Annotated in this window: 9 protein-coding genes and 1 pseudogene; 8 read left to right on the top strand and 2 right to left on the bottom strand. The window is 49.9% G+C overall.

Annotated features, from left to right (window positions below; genetic code table 11):
• Together K0T92_RS25650 and K0T92_RS11725 are read right to left on the bottom strand one after the other, a co-directional pair.
• Positions 1–126: pseudogene (locus tag K0T92_RS25650) on the bottom strand (IS256 family transposase); the annotation flags it as partial.
• Positions 127–1,074: 948 nt separating this feature from the next.
• Positions 1,075–1,713 carry a hypothetical protein gene (locus K0T92_RS11725; protein ID WP_219872648.1) on the bottom strand — a complete coding sequence of 213 codons (639 nt, stop codon included), beginning with the start codon at positions 1,711–1,713 and terminating at the stop codon, positions 1,075–1,077.
• A gap of 185 nt (positions 1,714–1,898) precedes the next feature.
• On the opposite strand from K0T92_RS11725, the gene K0T92_RS11720 reads away from it, so the two are divergent.
• The 8 genes from K0T92_RS11720 (at position 1,899) to K0T92_RS11685 (ending at position 17,420) form a co-directional block, all read left to right on the top strand.
• On the top strand, positions 1,899–2,258 hold the full coding sequence (locus K0T92_RS11720; protein ID WP_219872647.1) for an ArsR/SmtB family transcription factor: 360 nt from the start codon (positions 1,899–1,901) through the stop codon (positions 2,256–2,258).
• Positions 2,259–2,358: 100 nt separating this feature from the next.
• The gene (locus K0T92_RS11715; RefSeq protein ID WP_219872646.1) at positions 2,359–3,039 is read left to right on the top strand and encodes a GntR family transcriptional regulator; all 681 of its coding nucleotides are present in this window, start codon (positions 2,359–2,361) and stop codon (positions 3,037–3,039) included.
• Between the two features lie 5 nt (positions 3,040–3,044).
• Complete coding sequence (ilvD, locus tag K0T92_RS11710) at positions 3,045–4,733, top strand: dihydroxy-acid dehydratase (RefSeq protein WP_219872645.1); 1,689 nt, start codon at positions 3,045–3,047, stop codon at positions 4,731–4,733.
• A 224-nt stretch (positions 4,734–4,957) separates the two neighbouring features.
• Positions 4,958–7,180, top strand: a complete 2,223-nt coding sequence (locus K0T92_RS11705; protein ID WP_219872644.1) for a carbohydrate binding domain-containing protein — start codon at positions 4,958–4,960, stop codon at positions 7,178–7,180.
• Positions 7,181–7,450: 270 nt separating this feature from the next.
• Positions 7,451–10,006 (top strand): carbohydrate binding domain-containing protein, encoded by a 2,556-nt coding sequence (locus tag K0T92_RS11700; protein ID WP_219872643.1) that lies wholly within the window; start codon positions 7,451–7,453, stop codon positions 10,004–10,006.
• 353 nt (positions 10,007–10,359) lie between these two features.
• Entirely contained in the window at positions 10,360–12,645 is a 2,286-nt protein-coding gene (locus K0T92_RS11695) for a carbohydrate binding domain-containing protein (RefSeq protein ID WP_219872642.1), read from the top strand.
• Positions 12,646–12,754: 109 nt separating this feature from the next.
• Positions 12,755–15,040, top strand: coding sequence for a carbohydrate binding domain-containing protein (locus K0T92_RS11690; protein ID WP_219872641.1), 2,286 nt, complete (start codon positions 12,755–12,757; stop codon positions 15,038–15,040).
• A gap of 100 nt (positions 15,041–15,140) precedes the next feature.
• Positions 15,141–17,420 carry a carbohydrate binding domain-containing protein gene (locus K0T92_RS11685; RefSeq protein ID WP_219872640.1) on the top strand — a complete coding sequence of 760 codons (2,280 nt, stop codon included), beginning with the start codon at positions 15,141–15,143 and terminating at the stop codon, positions 17,418–17,420.
• Positions 17,421–17,742: the final 322 nt, after the last annotated feature.

The raw sequence follows: 17,742 nt of genomic DNA, 5'->3' as shown, positions 1-17,742 counted from the left end.
GTTCGTTTCATCCTCCATGAAGTGTTTGATCTCCGCCTTCATAATGGATTCCAGGTTTTCTTTTACAAACTGAGTGACAAGATTTTCAAATAGGTTTGTGAGCTGGTTTTCTGCTATTATAGTCATGGAGTAGAGTCCCTTCTTGGTGCGTGGTAACCCCGAGGATACTCTACTTTTTTGTTCCCTGTTAAGGGGCCAAATCTTGGTACACAAACTATTGTACGTCATCAGACTTTGAACAAAACAGAACAAAACGCGTAGAATATGACATTCATTCGGGTGAAAAAATACTATTTGAGCATGAATCGATCCTGAGCAATCCTGTTTATATAGATGGGAAACTTTATTCGATCGAAACACTTGAATCACTTGATTATGAAAAATACGCTGTATTGGATTTGAGTACAAATCAATTTTTGGTGATTTTATCTTCAGGCGAGAAGATACTTGCTTTCGATAAACATTTCCTTCTCACATACAAATGGTTAGGAAATTCCAATCAGCAGATTGTCTATGTATATGATTTGGACGAAGAACCGATTGAGCAACAGTTACTGGGTATTGGCCGCGCCCATTATGATGGCAAGCAATTAACGATATTTAGTTGAAAATTTTTGCAGACGGCGGGGAGATTCTTGATAAATCTACTCTGAAATCATCAAACATACTTTCTGGCAGCCCCTTCTCTAAGTGTTTTGAAGGCAAGAGTGACGAAGAAGCCTGCGAATGTGCATGAATTTCGGTTACAAGACGCCATAATGTTGAAATTCCTGCGATCATGCATGAATTTTTGGGGAAATCGGTCGATAAGGGGAAACGAGGGTGAAATACCTGCACGCTGGCAGGCATTTCACCTTCAGGGGGTCAGAAATGCGAAAAAAACTGCCGTTTCGCATGTTTTGTCTAGCCCACAACTCGCTTGTCGTCCTCTAGCGAGGAGTACATGGGCGGTCCCATGTTTGCAGGCATTCCACATCAATCAACTTCTTAAAGCAGGAGCTGAGCTTTCCAAAAAGGGCTTTCTGGACAACCCCTTTGTTATGCAAATGTAATGGCGGAGTGGGTTGCGGCTGTTCACAAGGAGGGTGAACCATGCAGCTGGTACTCCCTGAGTGCCTTGTGAAAGCGTTGAAAAGGACTTGATAAAATTTTGATGTTTCGTTTTATTCTAGCTTGCTTCTTGACATCGTGCCTGCATGTGTCCAGACGATCGATGTTTTTATCAATCTTCTCTCTTAGTGTGATGATGAACCCGATTGCTATATGCGCACGAGCGAGCTCTTCGAGATCGGCGGCAAGCGCTTCACTAAGCTCCCTGATGCTCGGGATAGACAGTCTATTGTCCACGAAGACAACCTCTGGTGTGAAATCCTCGCGATAATCCTGTCCAGGCACTTGTTCCCAGAAATAATTCCATTCCTGCAGATGGCCGGTTTCATACAACAGGTATTTAAGAAACCCGCATAACCATGCCGTACAGCTTGTGTTGCGAAGCTGGCATCCGAGACCTCTCACAAGATGCCGGCAGCCATTGCAGCAGGAGCCGCCATTGGCAATACAGACTTTACATATATGCTCGGAGCCTGCATCCTGCAGAGCACGAATGCCGAGATCAATGACGGATAGTCTGCTGATTTGGTGCAGCTCTGAGGAGGTTGCGTTGGAGCCTTGCGAATTGGGGTTGGATGGATTGCTTTCCATGATGCTTGACATTCGCACTCACTCCTTGTTTAATAATAAGAATCAAATATTCAGATATTTGAATATATATAAATTATTATACTGAAGTTATAATAGAATGACAAACCGACTCAAGCGGGTATCTTTTGCACAATGCTAATATTTAAGTATGCTATTATATTCATATATTCAGTAGTTTACCCAAGGGAGCATACGCCATGAATCATAATGCGGGCATTCAACAATTTAAAGCCGATTTCTTTAAAGCATTAGCTCATCCGATGAGAATACGAATCCTTGAAGTTCTCGGGGAGGGCGATAAAAATGTAAATGAACTGCAACAAATACTGGGTTCGGAAGGCTCCGCCGTATCGCAGCAATTGTCCATATTGCGCAATAAAAATATAGTCTATGGGCTGAAAGAAGGAACATCGGTCATTTACTCCTTGCGGGACCCGCTCATTAAAGAACTGCTGGCAGTTGCAAAGCGCATCTTTGATAATCACCTTGTAGATGCCATTTCATTGCTGGAAGTGATTCGGAATGAGCCATATAACGAGAAAGGCGTCCGCGAGTAATTCGCTGGATCGCCTTTTTTTTCGAAAGCAGCGTTTAGAAACATTTTTACTTGATTAAAATATATGTATGCGATATATTGCATACAAAGGAGTGATTGGAATGCCAATCCCAACAAGTTATTCGACACCGGCGAGAGTGTCTGCCAAAGAACGAGCATTGTCACAAATCCAGAGGTGGATTATTGACGGAACATTGCAGCCTGGCGAGAAGCTGGTTGATGCTGAGCTGGCGGAGGCGCTTGGAGTCTCCAGAACACCCGTCAGGGAGGCTTTGCAGCTGCTTGAGGTACAAGGGCTGGTGGAAATGCATCCGGGAAGAGATACAAGGGTGCAAACCATTGAAAAAGATGACATCCTCAAAATGTATACGACACTTGCAGCGCTTCACGCATTAGCTGCCGAGACTGCTGCTTCGCTTATTCGTCCGGAGGAGGTCGAGCAGCTAAGAGGGCTCAATGCCGAGTTTGCCGCAGCGATTGAGAATGGACAGCCCTACCTTGCGATGGAGATAGATGAACAGCTCCACAATCTCATCGTTGAAGTGTCTGGCAACTCTTATGTGGCTGCCTTCAGCGCATCGCTGCAAATCCATATAAGAAGATTCAAGTATGTATTCTTGGCTCAGCCCGTCTCAGCAACCGCAGCATCAGTTGAAGAGCATGCTGCGATCATTAAAGCATTGGAGCAGGGATATGATGAAGCTGCCGCATCCGTAATGAAGCAAAATCTGCTCCGACCGATGCGCGAGCTGCACGCAATCATCAATGCCAGAGGGGAGTAATGGAAATGACAGACGAAAAAGATTTGAGAATTCGCAGCAAGGTGATCAGCGAGGGTGTCAATCGGGTGCCGAACAGGGCCATGCTTAGGGCGGTAGGCTTCAAGGATGAGGATTTCAAGAAGCCGATGATTGGGGTTGCCAGCACATGGAGTGAAGTAACCCCCTGCAATATTCATATTGATGAGCTGGCAAGGGAAGCCAAGAGAGGTGTGCAGGCCGGTGGAGGGGCCCCGCTAATTTTCAATACGATCACCGTCTCGGACGGCATATCTATGGGACATGAGGGCATGCTCTTCTCGCTGCCAAGCCGAGAGATCATTGCGGATTCCATCGAAATCGTCACAAATGCCGAACGGTTCGACGGATTGGTAGCAATCGGCGGCTGTGACAAGAATACGCCTGCTTGTCTGATGGCCATCGGCCGAATGAATTTGCCTGCGGTCTATGTGTATGGCGGCACCATTCAGCCCGGCAAGCTGAACGGTCAGGATGTCAATATTGTGACGGCATTTGAAGCTGTTGGCCAATACCATGACGGCAAGCTGACCGACGATGAATTGCATGAAATTGAGTGTCATGTATGCCCCGGAGCAGGTGCATGCGGAGGAATGTATACCGCGAATACGATGGCTTCGGCTGCTGAAGCGATGGGCATGAGCTTGCCTGGCTCTTCCTCAACAGCGGCAATTGCCGCCAACAAGGCGGCAGAGTGCGAGGAGGCCGGCAGGGTGGTGGTCGGACTGCTGGAGAAAGGGATCTATCCAAGAGACATTATGACTAAGAAGGCATTCGAGAATGCGATTACCGTCATCATGGCGCTAGGCGGTTCCACCAATGCATTCCTCCATTTATTGGCTATCGCACACGCCGTGGAGGTCAATCTAACCATCGATGATTTCGAGCGCATTCGCAAAAAGGTGCCGCATCTTGCCGATTTGAAGCCGAGCGGACGCTATATGATGCAGGATCTCAATGATGAGGGAGGCGTCCCTGCCGTCATGAAATTGCTCCTGGATCAGGGCTTGCTGCACGGGGACTGCTTGACGGTGACAGGCCGGACGATCGCTGAGAATCTTGCCCTTGTGGAGCCGTTGTCCGATCATCAGGATGTCGTAAGATCATTCGATAATCCGCTGAAGCCAAGCGGTCCTCTCGTTCTGCTGAAGGGCAATCTCGCTCCTGAGGGAGCAGTGGCAAAGATGTCCGGATTGCAAAACTTGCGGTTTACCGGCCCGGCCCGTGTATTCAACAGCGAGAATGAAGCTACACAAGCGATTATGAGGGATGAGATTCGCAAGGGTGATGTCCTCGTCATCCGCTATACAGGTCCCAAAGGCGGGCCTGGCATGCCGGAAATGCTGTCTGTCACAGCAATGATCGTGGGGAAAGGTCTCGGCGGAGATGTTGCCCTCCTTACGGATGGAAGATTCTCGGGAGGCTCACACGGATTCGTTGTGGGACATGTTGCGCCGGAAGCACAGGTCGGCGGGCCGATTGCGCTATTGCAAGATGGCGATATAATTACCATAGACAGCGAGACACAAGAGATTAATATGGAGGTCTCTGCTGCCCAAATGGCGGAAAGAGCTGAGAATTGGCGCCAGCCTCCGCTCAAATTCCGATCTGGGGTGCTGTCCAAATATGCACGGCTCGTCTCCTCTGCATCCAAGGGAGCTATAACAGATCTTCCATAAAAAATATATAGTATTACAGACATAAGTCTTTATGGAAAGATAGTTCCATAGAGGCTTTTTTGCTATTAAATAACATGCAATACTATATCACATAAAAAGGAAAAAAATGACTAGAGTCATCCTTGGGAGGGAGTGATTGCAGCAGTTGGACAACTGCATATTGATAGATTTGGAGAAATGTTTTTTGCGGTACAGTAAATTACTCATTCATGAAGAGGAGAGAAATGATGGTTAAAAGCAGATTGGTTAGTCTCGTTGTCGTGGCATTATTGCTCCTATCCAGCATCGCGTCGTTTGAAGCTGCGCCTGTTCAAGCCAAAGGGGAGTCTAATGAAGTCCCTATTAAATATCCCGATGAAATTGTCGTCAAATTCAAATCGGGCATCGATATCCCGCTTCAGAATGAAGCAGATCCCCAAGTGTCACCGCAAGGAAACACTGAGCCGGGGATTGCGCTGGAAGCGTTCCCGGAATTGAAGTTTAACCGGCTATTCAATCTTGCCGGAGATGCTGGAGGGAATGCAAGAGGAATCGAGAGCTCAATTACCGTCCTGGATCTCTATTATACAGCTCCTGTTCCAGAGAATGGCGATGCGGAAGAGCTGATACAAAGTTTAAGCGCTTCCCATTACGTAGAAGAGGCTTATCTCAAGCCTCAGCCGGTAGAGCCGCCTACGATTGTATTGCTGCCTAATACGACGCCGGTTCAATCCGGCAATGATCCTAATTTCTCCTTGCAGGGCTATGCGAACGCAGCGCCTCAAGGCCATGATGCCCCATATGCATGGCAGTATGAAGGCGGCGACGGCAAAGGAATTAGCTGGGTCGATGTCGAGCAGGGCTGGGCTTTGAATCATGAAGATTTGACCGCACATGGCATAGTGATGCTCCCAGGCAGCTTGAATGCAGCTTATCACAGCCACGGAACGGGTGTGCTTGGCGTAGTGTCTGCTGTTGACAATACGATCGGTAATCTGGGTATTACGAGCAAAGCAACGCCAATGGTATCCTCCCAGCACCGGTCTGCAGGCGGATACAGCACGTCAGGAGCAATCATCTCCGCAGCCGATGCGCTGCAAGCAGGCGATGTCATCCTGCTGGAAGCGCAAACAAGCTATAGCACGGCAAGCGGCTATGTTCCGGTTGAAGTATATCCGGATACATTCGATGCGATCCGTTATGCCGTTGACCGCGGGATTACGGTAATCGAGGCGGCAGGCAATGGTTCTGTCAATCTGGATACATTCCAGACGACGGATGGCAAATTCGTGCTGAACCGGACGAGTCCCGACTACAAAGAATCCGGTGCTATCATGGTCGGAGCGGTATCCAACACAGCGCCTCACACGAGAATGTATTTCTCCAACTATGGCAGCCGGATTGACGTCAACAGCTGGGGGATGTCCGTTCATACACTGGATGCAGCGAGCAGCAGTTCAACAACGGGCTATCAGAGCGGATTCAGCGGTACTTCCTCCGCTTCATCGATCATTACGGCAAATGCGATATCGATCCAAGGGATTGCCAAAGCTGAATTCGGCACTGCCTATTCAACGACCCAGCTTCGTGCTCTATTAAGCAATTCGACACTTAATACGCCGTCGAGCAATCCTGCTACTGACAAGGTCGGCTATATGCCGAATTTGAAGAATATCATCGACAATCTGCCCGTACCATTCGTTGATACAGTAGCGCCAAGCCAACCGGCGAACTTCATTTCGCCAAGCAAAACGTCGACAACGATCAGTCTCGCATGGGACGCTTCCACGAGCTTTACGGATACGGGCTTAACCCCGGGTACTGCATACACCTATACGGTAAAAGCAGTTGATGCGGCCAATAATAAATCTTTGCCAGCCAGTCTTTCTATCTCTACCAATTCCGGCAATACAGTAACGGTCTACTATAAACAAGGCTACTCGACGCCATACATCCACTACCGTCCTGCAGGCGGCACGTGGACGACCGCGCCGGGAGTGGCGATGCCGGCCTCTGAGGTTCCCGGATATAACAAATACACAGTGAATGTCGGATCGGCTACGGGCCTGGAAGCGGTATTCAACAACGGCAGCGGCACATGGGATAACAACGGCGGAAGCAACTATATCTTCCCTGTCGGCACTTCCACATTCAATGCCGGAACGATTACTTCGGGCGTACCGGTCAACAACACGGTTACAATTTATTACAAACGCGGCTTCAGTACGCCATACATCCACTGGCGTCCAGAGGGCGGCACATGGACGGCTGTACCTGGAGTAGCGATGGCGAACTCCGAAGTGGCCGGATACAGCAAGATCACGCTGTCAATCGGCAGCGCAGCCCGTGCAGAGGTGTGCTTCAACAACGGCAGCGGCACATGGGACAGCAACGGCGGAAGCAACTATATGTTCAACACCGGTACATCCACTTACGATAGTGGAACCATTACATCAGGGACACCTTGACAGAGTGAGGAATTGAGCAAGAATCATCAACGCCCCGGCCTTTCCAATATGGAAGGGCCGAGGCGTTTTTTTATATTTTGACAGGAAAAGTAAGATTGCGCCAGCAAAGCCCAGAGAGAAGCCGATGTGTGCGGTTACATGCTGTTTGACTGAAATTGAAGTCTATAATTATAGTTAATTATGGTAGTCTTTGCATCTCTCATAGGAAGACAGAGAGAAGGGGGATGCACGGATTAGCTGCAACCATACTGTACTTGAGTGGAGGAGAGAATGATGGTAAAGAGAACAATGGCTCACCTCATCATGACTTCAGCAGTATTCCTGTCTATTGCCGCTCTCGACACTGTGCCCGTTCTGGCGAACGGGGAAGAACCATCCAGTCTTGCATTCCCGGACGAAATTGTCGTCAAGTTCAAGCCAGACGCCAATCTGCCCTATCAAGACGGGGTAGAACCCGAGGTAGGGGAGGACGACGGATTAAGGGAAACATTATCACATTATCCAAGCTTGACGTTTAACCGGCTATTCCGCAACTATGATCTGCAAGCCTTGCCTATTGAAAGCTCAGCCTCCGTCTTCCAGCGCTACTTCACTGTTCCTGTTCCGGAAGGGGCCGATCCGGGCAATCTGCTAGAGAGGCTGAACCAATCTGGAGTGGTCGAAGAGGCTTATCTCAAGCCCAAGCCGGTAGAGGACCCCGGAGTAATCATTCCGAATTCAACCCCGGTTCAACCCGGCGATGATTCCAATTTCTCTTCGCAATTGTATGCGAATGCGGGGCCGTTAGGTCATGATGCGCCTTACGCCTGGCAGTTCGAGGGAGGGGATGGCAAGGGGATTCAATGGGTTGATATTGAGCGGGGCTGGGCTTTTAACCACGAGGATTTGGCCGCTCACCAAATACAGATGCTCCCCGGAAGCACGATCTTTCCAAGCTCTGCTGATCACGGAACAGCCGTACTCGGTGTTGTATCGGCGGTTGACAATGCAATTGGCAATATCGGACTTGCGAACAAGGCGAAGCCGATGGTATCCTCAACCATCCGTGCAGCCGGAGGCTACAATATTGCAGAAGCAATTCTCGTCGCGGTTGATGCGCTGCAGCGGGGTGATGTGATCCTGCTGGAAGCACAGACCAGCTACAGTACGGCTAACGGTTATGTGCCTATCGAGGTTTATCCCGCAGAATTTGATGCGATCCGCTATGCGGTTGATCAAGGGATTACCGTCGTGGAAGCGGGGGGCAACGGCTCTGTTAATCTCAACAACTTCCAGACCATTGACGGCAAATATATACTGAATCAGAGTAGTGCTGACTTCCGGGATTCAGGAGCAATAATGGTAGGCGCTTCGTCGTCGTCCGTGCCTCATACCCGGCTTTATTTCTCCAACTATGGCAACCGGATCGACGTGAACAGCTGGGGATTCTCCGTCCATACTCTGGCTGCGGCCAGTCCAAGCGCAACGACAGGCTATCAAAGCGATTTCTCGGGCACTTCATCCGCTTCAGCAATTGTGACGTCATCTGTCATTTCCATCCAGGGCATCGCCAAGGCCCAATTCGGCGCTCCATACGCACCGGATATCGTTCGCAATCTGCTAAGAAATCCGGCGTTCAATACACCAACGGGCAATCCAGCTGTGGATCAAATCGGCAATTTGCCCAACCTCAAGGGCATCATTGATCAAATGTCTCCGCCCGTTGTCGATAGTGTGGCACCGAGTATGCCCTCCAATCTGACTGTGAGCGGCAAGACTACCAGTATTATCTCGCTGGCGTGGAGTGCGGCAACCGACAATATCGGCGTAGTAAGGTATGAGGTGTGGCGCGACAATCTCAAGATCGGCACTTCCACAGCTACAAGCTTCACCGATACCGGATTAACACCCGGCACCGCATACAGCTATACAGTGAAAGCGGTGGATGCAGCGGGCAATTTGTCAGCAGCAAGCGCCAGCCTGTCTGTAGCGACGGACAATCCCAATACGGTTACAGTCTATTACAAGCATGGTTATTCTACGCCTTATATTCATTATCGTCCGGTTGGGGGGACCTGGACTACAGCGCCAGGAACCTCATTATCACCTTCAGAGGTGCCGGGCTACAGCAAACTAACAATTGCTGTCGGAACGGCAACCAGTTTGGAGGCCGTGTTCAATGATGGCAATAACAACTGGGACAACAACTACGGCAATAACTATATTTTCCCGCTTGGAATCTCGACCATCGATAACGGATACATCACTTCGGGAGCGCCTGTTGCCAATAACGTCACGATTTATTACAAGCAGGGCTATTCCACTCCGTATATCCATTACCGTCCATCAGGAGGAGCCTGGACGACCGCTCCTGGCGCCGCAATGCCGGCATCCGAGATTCCCGGCTACAATAAATTAACGATTAATGTTGGCACTGCGGTCGGCCTGGAAGCGGCGTTCAACAATGGGAACGGCACATGGGATAACAATCACGGCAGCAACTACTACTTCTCCGCAGGCACGTTCACCTTTAATGCCGGAACGATAACATCCGGTATGCCGACAGCGAACACGGTTACGATTTACTATAAACGCGGCTACAGCACTCCATATATTCACTGGCGGCCTGAGGGAGGGGTCTGGACCCCCGTGCCCGGACAAGCCATGCCAAGCTCCGAGGTTGCCGGATACAGCAAGGTTACATTGACGATTGGAGCTGCGAGCCGGGCGGAGGTATGCTTCAACAATGGCAGCGGAGCCTGGGACAATAATAGCGGGCGCAATTATTTCATTAACAAGGGCACCTTCACCTTCAATAATGGAAGTATAACTTCAGGCTCACCCTGATAGCTTCCGGGAATGAAAGATTAATGCTATACACCTCCAATTTTACTTTGTAAGTGACTTTGGAGGTGTTTTTATTTCTTTTTTCGGGATGAATAGATAGTTTTATAGGGCGTATTACCCATTTATTTTTAAGAAAATTTCAATTATTGAAACAGTATTCAGCCATATTAACATTAATAGGTAAATAAAAACTTATTTAATAATTGAACGAAAATAACGATAATCGTAGAAAAAGATAGAAAATGGCCCATTTGTTCGATGACATGGGGTTTGACTGCCATCTGGCCTGTAATTATAGTAAAAATAGGCATTGCTAGTATGCCTTATAAAAAATAATAGAGTAGAGGAGAGAAATGATGATTAGAAAAGGATTGTTGAGTCTGCTTATGTTCACCGTCGTATTCACGTCCGTCGTGGCTTTCGGCAATGCGCCAGCCACCGCAAGCGAGGACAAAGAAGCCAAGGTAGACAAGTACTTCAATCTGTCGAATGTGGAAGAAATCGTAGTCAAATTCAAAGACGGCGTCAATCTGTCCTATGAGGATGGGGTAGAGCGCGAGCTTGCGTCCAAGAAGGATCGTGAGCTGAGCGGCACGTTCTCAGAGTTTCCAGATTTGAAGGTTAACCGATTGTTTACGATCTTCGACAAACAATCGAAAGCAAAACAGGACAAGGCAAAGGCCGTGTTCCAAAATTATTTCACGATTCCGGTGCCTAAAGGCGCGGATGCCCAGAAGCTGCTGGAGAGCCTGAATCGTTCCGAGCTTGTGGACGAGGCTTATCCGAAGCTGGAAGCTGTCGAGCCAACGCTTGCTTCCAACACAACGCCGGTGCAGCCGAGCAATGACCCGAACTACAGCTTCCAGGGCTATGCCAATGCCGCTGCTCAAGGCATCAATGCTCCCTATGCCTGGCAGTATGAAGGTGGAGATGGCAAGGGAATTTCCTACTATGATATTGAGCGCGGCTGGGCACTGAATCATGAGGATTTGGTTGCGCACAGTGTTCCTTTTCTGGCGGGCGGAACGAACCAATCGACCTCTGCGAATCATGGAACGGCTGTTCTGGGCGTGATCTCTTCCGTAGATAATACGATTGGAAACATTGGGCTTGCGAGCAAAGCCCAGCCGCATGCAGCCTCTTATGTACGTGGCGGATTCACGAATATTGCCGAAACGATCATTCTTGCAGCTGATGATCTTGATCCTGGAGATGTTATTCTGCTGGAGGTTCAAGTGTCGGGCAATGCCGCCGGATGGCTCCCTGTCGAGACTTGGGAAGCGGAATACGATGCGATTCGATATGCCGTCAGCCAAGGCATTACCGTTGTGGAAGCAGCGGGCAACGGTACGGTCAATCTGGACACCTATCAGTCCTACAGCGGCAAATATGTTCTGAACCGGACAAGTCCTGATTATCAGGATTCCGGAGCAATTATGGTAGGCGCGGGATCTGATACCGTTCCGCACACGCGGATGTATTTCTCCAACTACGGCAATCGCATCGATGCTTTTGGCTGGGGAACCGGTGTGCATACACTTGCAGCCGTGGACACGACTTCCACGACAGGCTATCAATCAAGCTTCAACGGTACATCCTCTGCATCGCCGATTGTAACGGCGGCGGCTATTTCCTTGCAAGGGATTGCCAAGGCGGAATACGGAGTCACTTACCCGCCTTACCAGCTCAGGGACTTATTAAGGAATACGACTTATAATACGCCGTCAAGCAACCCTGCGACGGATCAAATCGGCTACCTGCCGAACTTGAAAAATATTATCGACAATCTGCCTGCGCCGATCATCGATACTACGGCGCCAAGCCAACCGGCGAACTTGACATCCCCAAGCAAAACGTCAACGAGCATCAGTCTTGACTGGGATGCTTCAACGGATAATGTGGGTGTTGATCATTATGAAATTTTACGGAATACGGTATTGATCGCAACTACGGCTTCTACGAGCTTTACAGATACGGGATTAACCCCAAGCACTGCTTACACCTATACGGTGAAGGCTGTGGATGCGGCGAATAATAAATCTTTGCCTAGCAGCCTTTATATTTCTACCGATTCCGGCAACACGGTCACGATCTACTACAAGAAAGGCTTCTCGACTCCGTATATCCACTACCGTCCAGCTGGAGGAACGTGGACGACTGCGCCTGGCGCAGCAATGCCGGAGTCCGAACTGGCCGGATATGCCAAGTATACAGTCAACATCGGCGCGGCAACGAGCCTGGAGGCCGTATTCAACAATGGCAGCGGCACATGGGACAACAATGGCGGCAGCAACTATATGTTCGGCACCGGCACCTCAACGTTTAAGAACGGGACGATTACTTCAGGCACGCCTGTAACGAACACGGTGACGATCTACTACAAGCACGGCTTCAGCACGCCATATATCCACTGGCGTCCGGAAGGCGGCACCTGGACAACTGCGCCTGGGCAAGTCATGCCGAACTCCGAGATAGCGGGCTATAGCAAGATTACGCTTGCTGTCGAAAGCGCGTCCCGAGCTGAGGTATGCTTCAACAACGGCAGCGGCACATGGGACAGCAATGGAGGAAGCAACTACTTCTTCAATCTCGGCACCTCCACCTTTGATAGCGGTACGATAACGACTGGCACGCCTTAAAGAGATCGCATAGATTCATCTCATACCCCCTTGTCTGTCAGCTGAAAGGCAAGGGGGATTTATATCCGTGAAATGGCTGTACACAAAATTGCTAGAGTAGAGGAGCGAAATGATGATTAAAAGAGGATTGTTAAGCCTTATTATGTTCACTGTTGTATTCACATCCGTTGTCGTCTTCGGCAATGGGCCCGCCACCGCAAGCGAGGACAAAGAAGCCAAGGCGGACAAGTACTTCAACTTGTCGAATGTGGAAGAAATCGTGGTCAAATTCAAAGAAGGCGTCAATCTGTCCTATGAGGATGGCGCTCAGCGCGAGCTTGCGTCCAAGAAGGATCGTGAGCTGAGCAGCACGTTCTCAGAGTTTCCAGATTTGAAGGTTAACCGATTGTTTACGATCTTCGACAAACAATCCAAAGTGAAGCAGAACAAGGCGAAGGCCGTGTTCCATAATTATTTCACGATTCCGGTGCCCAAAGGCGCAGATGCCGAGAAGCTGCTGAATAGCCTGAATCGTTCCGAGCTTGTGGAGGAGGCTTATCCTAAGCTGGAAGCTGCTGAGCCAACGCTCGCTACCAACACAACGCCGGTTCAGTCAAGCAATGATCCGAATTTCATCTATCAAGGCTATGCTAATGCGGCTGCTCAAGGCATCAATGCTCCCTATGCATGGCAGTACGAGGGCGGCGATGGCAAGGGGATTTCCTACTATGATATCGAGCGCGGCTGGGCTCTGAATCATGAGGATTTGGTTGCGCATAGTGTTCCTTTTCTGGCGGGAGGGACTAACGCATCCACCTCTGCGAATCACGGCACGGCTGTTCTGGGCGTAATTTCCGCTGTAGATAATACGATTGGGAACATCGGTCTCGCGAACAAAGCCCAGCCGCATGTAGCTTCTTATGAGCGTGGGGCGAGTACGAAAATAGCGGAAGCCATCATTCTTGCAGCTGATGATCTTGATCCTGGAGATGTCATTCTGCTGGAGGTTCAAGTGTCGGGCAATGCCGCCGGCTGGCTTCCTGTCGAGACTTGGGATGCGGAATACGATGCGATTCGCTATGCCGTCAGCCAAGGCATTACCGTAGTGGAAGCAGGAGGCAACGGCTCGGTCAATCTGGACGCCTATCAGTCCTACAGCGGCAAAAATGTACTGAACCGGAATAGTCCCCACTTCCGGGATTCCGGTGCAATTATGGTAGGTGCCGGGTCCGATACCTATCCTCATACGAGGCTGTCTTTCTCCAACTACGGCAACCGTGTTGATGCCTTTGGCTGGGGAACGGATGTGCATACTCTTGCAGCTTCAGATACTACTTCAACGACAGGCTATCAATCGGGCTTCAGCGGTACATCCTCTGCATCACCGATCGTAACGGGAGCAGCTATTTCTCTGCAAGGGATTGCCAAGGCGGAATTCGGAAACGCCTATCAGCCTTACCAGCTCAGAGAGTTGTTAAGAAACACGACTTATAATACACCGACAGACAGCCCTTCGACGGATCAAATCGGCTATATGCCGAACTTGGAAAATATTATCGATAATCTGCCAACGCCGATCATCGATACAACAGCGCCAAGCCAACCGACAAACTTTACATCGACAACCCAAACGGCATCGAGCATCTATCTTGCATGGGACATTGCAACCGACAATGTCGCTGTAGATCATTATGAGCTATGGCGTGATTCGGTATTGATCGCAACACTATCAAGCAACTTCTATGCGGATTTGGGGCTGACTCCAAGTCAAACTTACAATTATACGGTCAAAGCGGTTGACCCGATGAATAATAAATCTTTGCCTAGCAATCTCTCTGTCTCTACCAGCAGCGGAAACACAGTAACGGTCTATTATAAAAAAGGGTTCGCAACACCTTATATCCACTACCGTCCTGCCGGAGGCACTTGGACGACTGCGCCGGGCGTAGCCATGCCAGCCTCAGAGGTTGCCGGGTATAACAAATATACGGTGAATATCGGTGCGGCTACGAGCCTGGAAGCGGTATTCAACAACGGCAGCGGCACATGGGACAACAACGGCGGAAGCAACTATTTCTTCTCGGTAGGCACTTCGACATTCAATGCCGGAGTGATTACTGCAGGCGTACCGGTCAACAATACGGTGACGATCTACTACAAGCGCGGCTTTACTACGCCTTATATCCACTGGCGTCCAGAGGGCGGTACCTGGACAACGGCACCAGGGCAAGCGATGGCGAACTCTGAGGTTGCAGGCTACAGCAAGGTTACGCTGACGATTGGCAGCGCTGCGAGGGCAGAGGTTTGCTTCAACAATGGCAGCGGCACATGGGACAGCAACGGAGGGAGCAACTACTTCTTTAATGCAGGCACATCCACCTTTGACAGCGGAACGATAACTGCAGGAACGCCTTAACGAGTCGAATAGATTTCATTTATTTTATGTAATCTCCCTTGTCTTTCAGCGTGGAAGGCAAGGGAGATTTAACAATTTGCTAGAGCAAAGGAGAGAAATAATGATTAAAAGAGGATTGTTAAGTCTCATTATGTTCACTGTTGTCTTCTCATCAGTCGTCTTATTCGGCAATGTGCCCGTCACTGCCAATGAAGTCAAGGATGCCAATGCGGACAAGGCAGCCAGCCGTCTGAATGCCGATGAAATCATTGTCAAATTCAAGCCGGGAGCGGGTCTTTCCTATGAAGACGGAGCCCAGCGCGAGCTTGCAGTGAAGAAGGACAGTGCGCTGAGCGGCATCCTTTCCGAGTTTCCGGATTTGAAGCTCAATCGGTTGTTCAAAATTTTTGACAAACAATCGAAAGTGAAAGAGGACAAGGCAAAAGCCGTGTTCCAGGATTACTATACGATCCCCGTTCCCAAAGGTGCGGATGTTGAGCAGTTGTTGAAGAACCTGAACGATTCGGAGCTGGTGGAGGAGGCTTATCCCAAGCCGGTTCCGGCAACGCCATCGCTGGCATCCAACACGACACCGGTTCTGCCAAGCAATGATCCGAACTATATCTATCAAGGCTATGCGAATGCTGCTGCTCAAGGCATCAATGCCCCTTATGCATGGCAATACGAGGGCGGTGACGGAAAAGGCATTTCCTATGCGGACGTTGAGCAGGGCTGGGCGCTGAATCATGAGGATCTGGCAGCACACAGTATCACATTGCTTCCAGGTGGTACCAACGATACGACAGCAGCGGATCATGGAACCGCTGTAATGGGTGTCATCTCTTCTGTAGACAACACAATCGGCAATGTTGGGCTTGCGAGCAAGGCACAGCCAGTAGCATCCTCATGGTGGAGAACCGGTGGAGCGAATATTCCGGAAGCGATTATTGTCGCCGCAGATGCTCTTCAGGCTGGCGATGTCATACTTATAGAAGTTCAATACACCAATGCAAGCGGTTATGTGCCGATTGATCTCTACTCGGCGGAATACAGCGCAATACGTTATGCCACTAACCTTGGTGTAACCGTAATTGAAGCAGCGGGCAATGGTGGTCTGGATTTGGATACCTTGCAGGATACGAACGGCAAATATGTACTGAACCGCACCAGCCCTGATTTCAGAGACTCAGGCGCAATTATGATAGGCGCTGGTTCCGATACAGCACCTCACACGCGGATGTATTTCTCCAACTATGGCAGCCGCATAGATGCATACGGCTGGGGAACGGGCGTTCATACGCTAGCGGCGGCCAATATGTATGCAACGACCGGTTATCAGAGCGGCTTTAACGGCACATCCTCAGCCACTCCAATTGTTGCATCGGCTGCTATCTCGCTGCAGGGTATCGCCAAGGCGGAGTTTGGTGTCGCCTATTCGCCCCTCCAGCTTCGGGAACTGTTACGGGATCCCGTTCTTAATACGCCGTCAAGCAGTCCTTCAACAGATAAAATTGGCTACATGCCCAATCTGAAAAATCTTATCGACAATCTGCCTGTTCCGTTCTTTGATACAACAGCGCCAAGCCAGCCGACGGGCTTCACATCACCTAGCCAAACGGCATCGAGCATCAATCTGGTATGGAATGTTTCAACCGATAATGTCGCTGTAGATCATTATGAGCTATGGCGCGATTCGGTATTGATCGGAACGACAACAACGAACAGCTATGCGGACTTGGGGCTGACTCCGAGCCAAACCTACAACTATACGGTCAAAGCGGTTGACGCGGCGAATAATAAATCTTTGCCTAGCAGCCTCTCTGTCTCTACCAGCAGCGGGTACACAGTAACGGTCTATTACAAAAAAGGCTTCACAACACCATACATTCACTACCGTCCTGCCGGAGGAACGTGGACGACTGCGCCGGGCGTGGCGATGCCAGCCTCGGAGGTTGCCGGGTATAACAAGTATTCTGTATATATCGGCGCGGCTACTAGCCTCGAAGCGGTATTCAACAACGGCAGCGGCACATGGGACAACAACGGCGGAAGCAACTACTTCTTCTCGGTAGGCACTTCGACATTCAATGCCGGAGTGATTACTGCAGGCGTACCCGTCAACAATACGGTGACGATCTATTACAAGCGCGGCTTCACTACGCCTTATATCCATTGGCGTCCAGAAGGCGGCACTTGGACAGCGGTACCTGGAGTAGCGATGGCGAACTCTGAGGTTGCGGGCTACAGCAAGATTACGCTGTCGATCGGCAGCGCTGCAAGAGCAGAGGTTTGCTTCAATAATGGCAGCGGTACATGGGACAGCAACGGCGGGAGCAACTATTTCTTCAATGCGGGCACATCCACTTATGATAGTGGGACAATAACCGCCGGAACACCGTAGAATACCTTCTATAGCTGCTCTTTGAGCTGCAGCGGCCAGTCAGCAAAACGGGGCTAACCGAAAGTCCTATATCCAATGAGCCAGTCCCCAATGATATGAAAAGATGCCTCCAAAACCACTAAAAACTAAAAAGTGGGGGTGGAAGCATCTTTTTCATTTTATATGGGGACTTTGTTAGGATGCCGTTTCGCATGTTTCGCCTTGCTCGCAGCTCGTATTTCGCATCCCGCATGTCTCGGCGTTTGAATGGCGGATCGTCCTCTGGAGAGGAGGACGTGGGCAGTCCCATGATCGCAGGTATTCCACATCGTACAGATTCTGC

This window comes from Paenibacillus oenotherae (genome assembly GCF_019443105.1).
Lineage (GTDB): Bacteria > Bacillota > Bacilli > Paenibacillales > Paenibacillaceae > Paenibacillus_Z > Paenibacillus_Z oenotherae.
This window is presented reverse-complemented; position numbering and strand designations above follow the sequence as displayed.

Excerpts from the sequence above, each read along its gene's own strand:
- K0T92_RS11720 (WP_219872647.1), top strand. The coding sequence starts at position 1,899 with ATGAATCATAATGCGGGCATTCAACAATTTAAAGCCGATTTCTTTAAA.
- K0T92_RS11715 (WP_219872646.1), top strand. The coding sequence starts at position 2,359 with ATGCCAATCCCAACAAGTTATTCGACACCGGCGAGAGTGTCTGCCAAA.
- K0T92_RS11705 (WP_219872644.1), top strand. The coding sequence starts at position 4,958 with ATGATGGTTAAAAGCAGATTGGTTAGTCTCGTTGTCGTGGCATTATTG.
- K0T92_RS11700 (WP_219872643.1), top strand. The coding sequence starts at position 7,451 with ATGATGGTAAAGAGAACAATGGCTCACCTCATCATGACTTCAGCAGTA.
- K0T92_RS11685 (WP_219872640.1), top strand. The coding sequence starts at position 15,141 with ATGATTAAAAGAGGATTGTTAAGTCTCATTATGTTCACTGTTGTCTTC.
- ilvD (WP_219872645.1), top strand. The coding sequence starts at position 3,045 with ATGACAGACGAAAAAGATTTGAGAATTCGCAGCAAGGTGATCAGCGAG.
- K0T92_RS11725 (WP_219872648.1), bottom strand. The coding sequence starts at position 1,713 with ATGTCAAGCATCATGGAAAGCAATCCATCCAACCCCAATTCGCAAGGC.
- K0T92_RS11695 (WP_219872642.1), top strand. The coding sequence starts at position 10,360 with ATGATGATTAGAAAAGGATTGTTGAGTCTGCTTATGTTCACCGTCGTA.
- K0T92_RS11690 (WP_219872641.1), top strand. The coding sequence starts at position 12,755 with ATGATGATTAAAAGAGGATTGTTAAGCCTTATTATGTTCACTGTTGTA.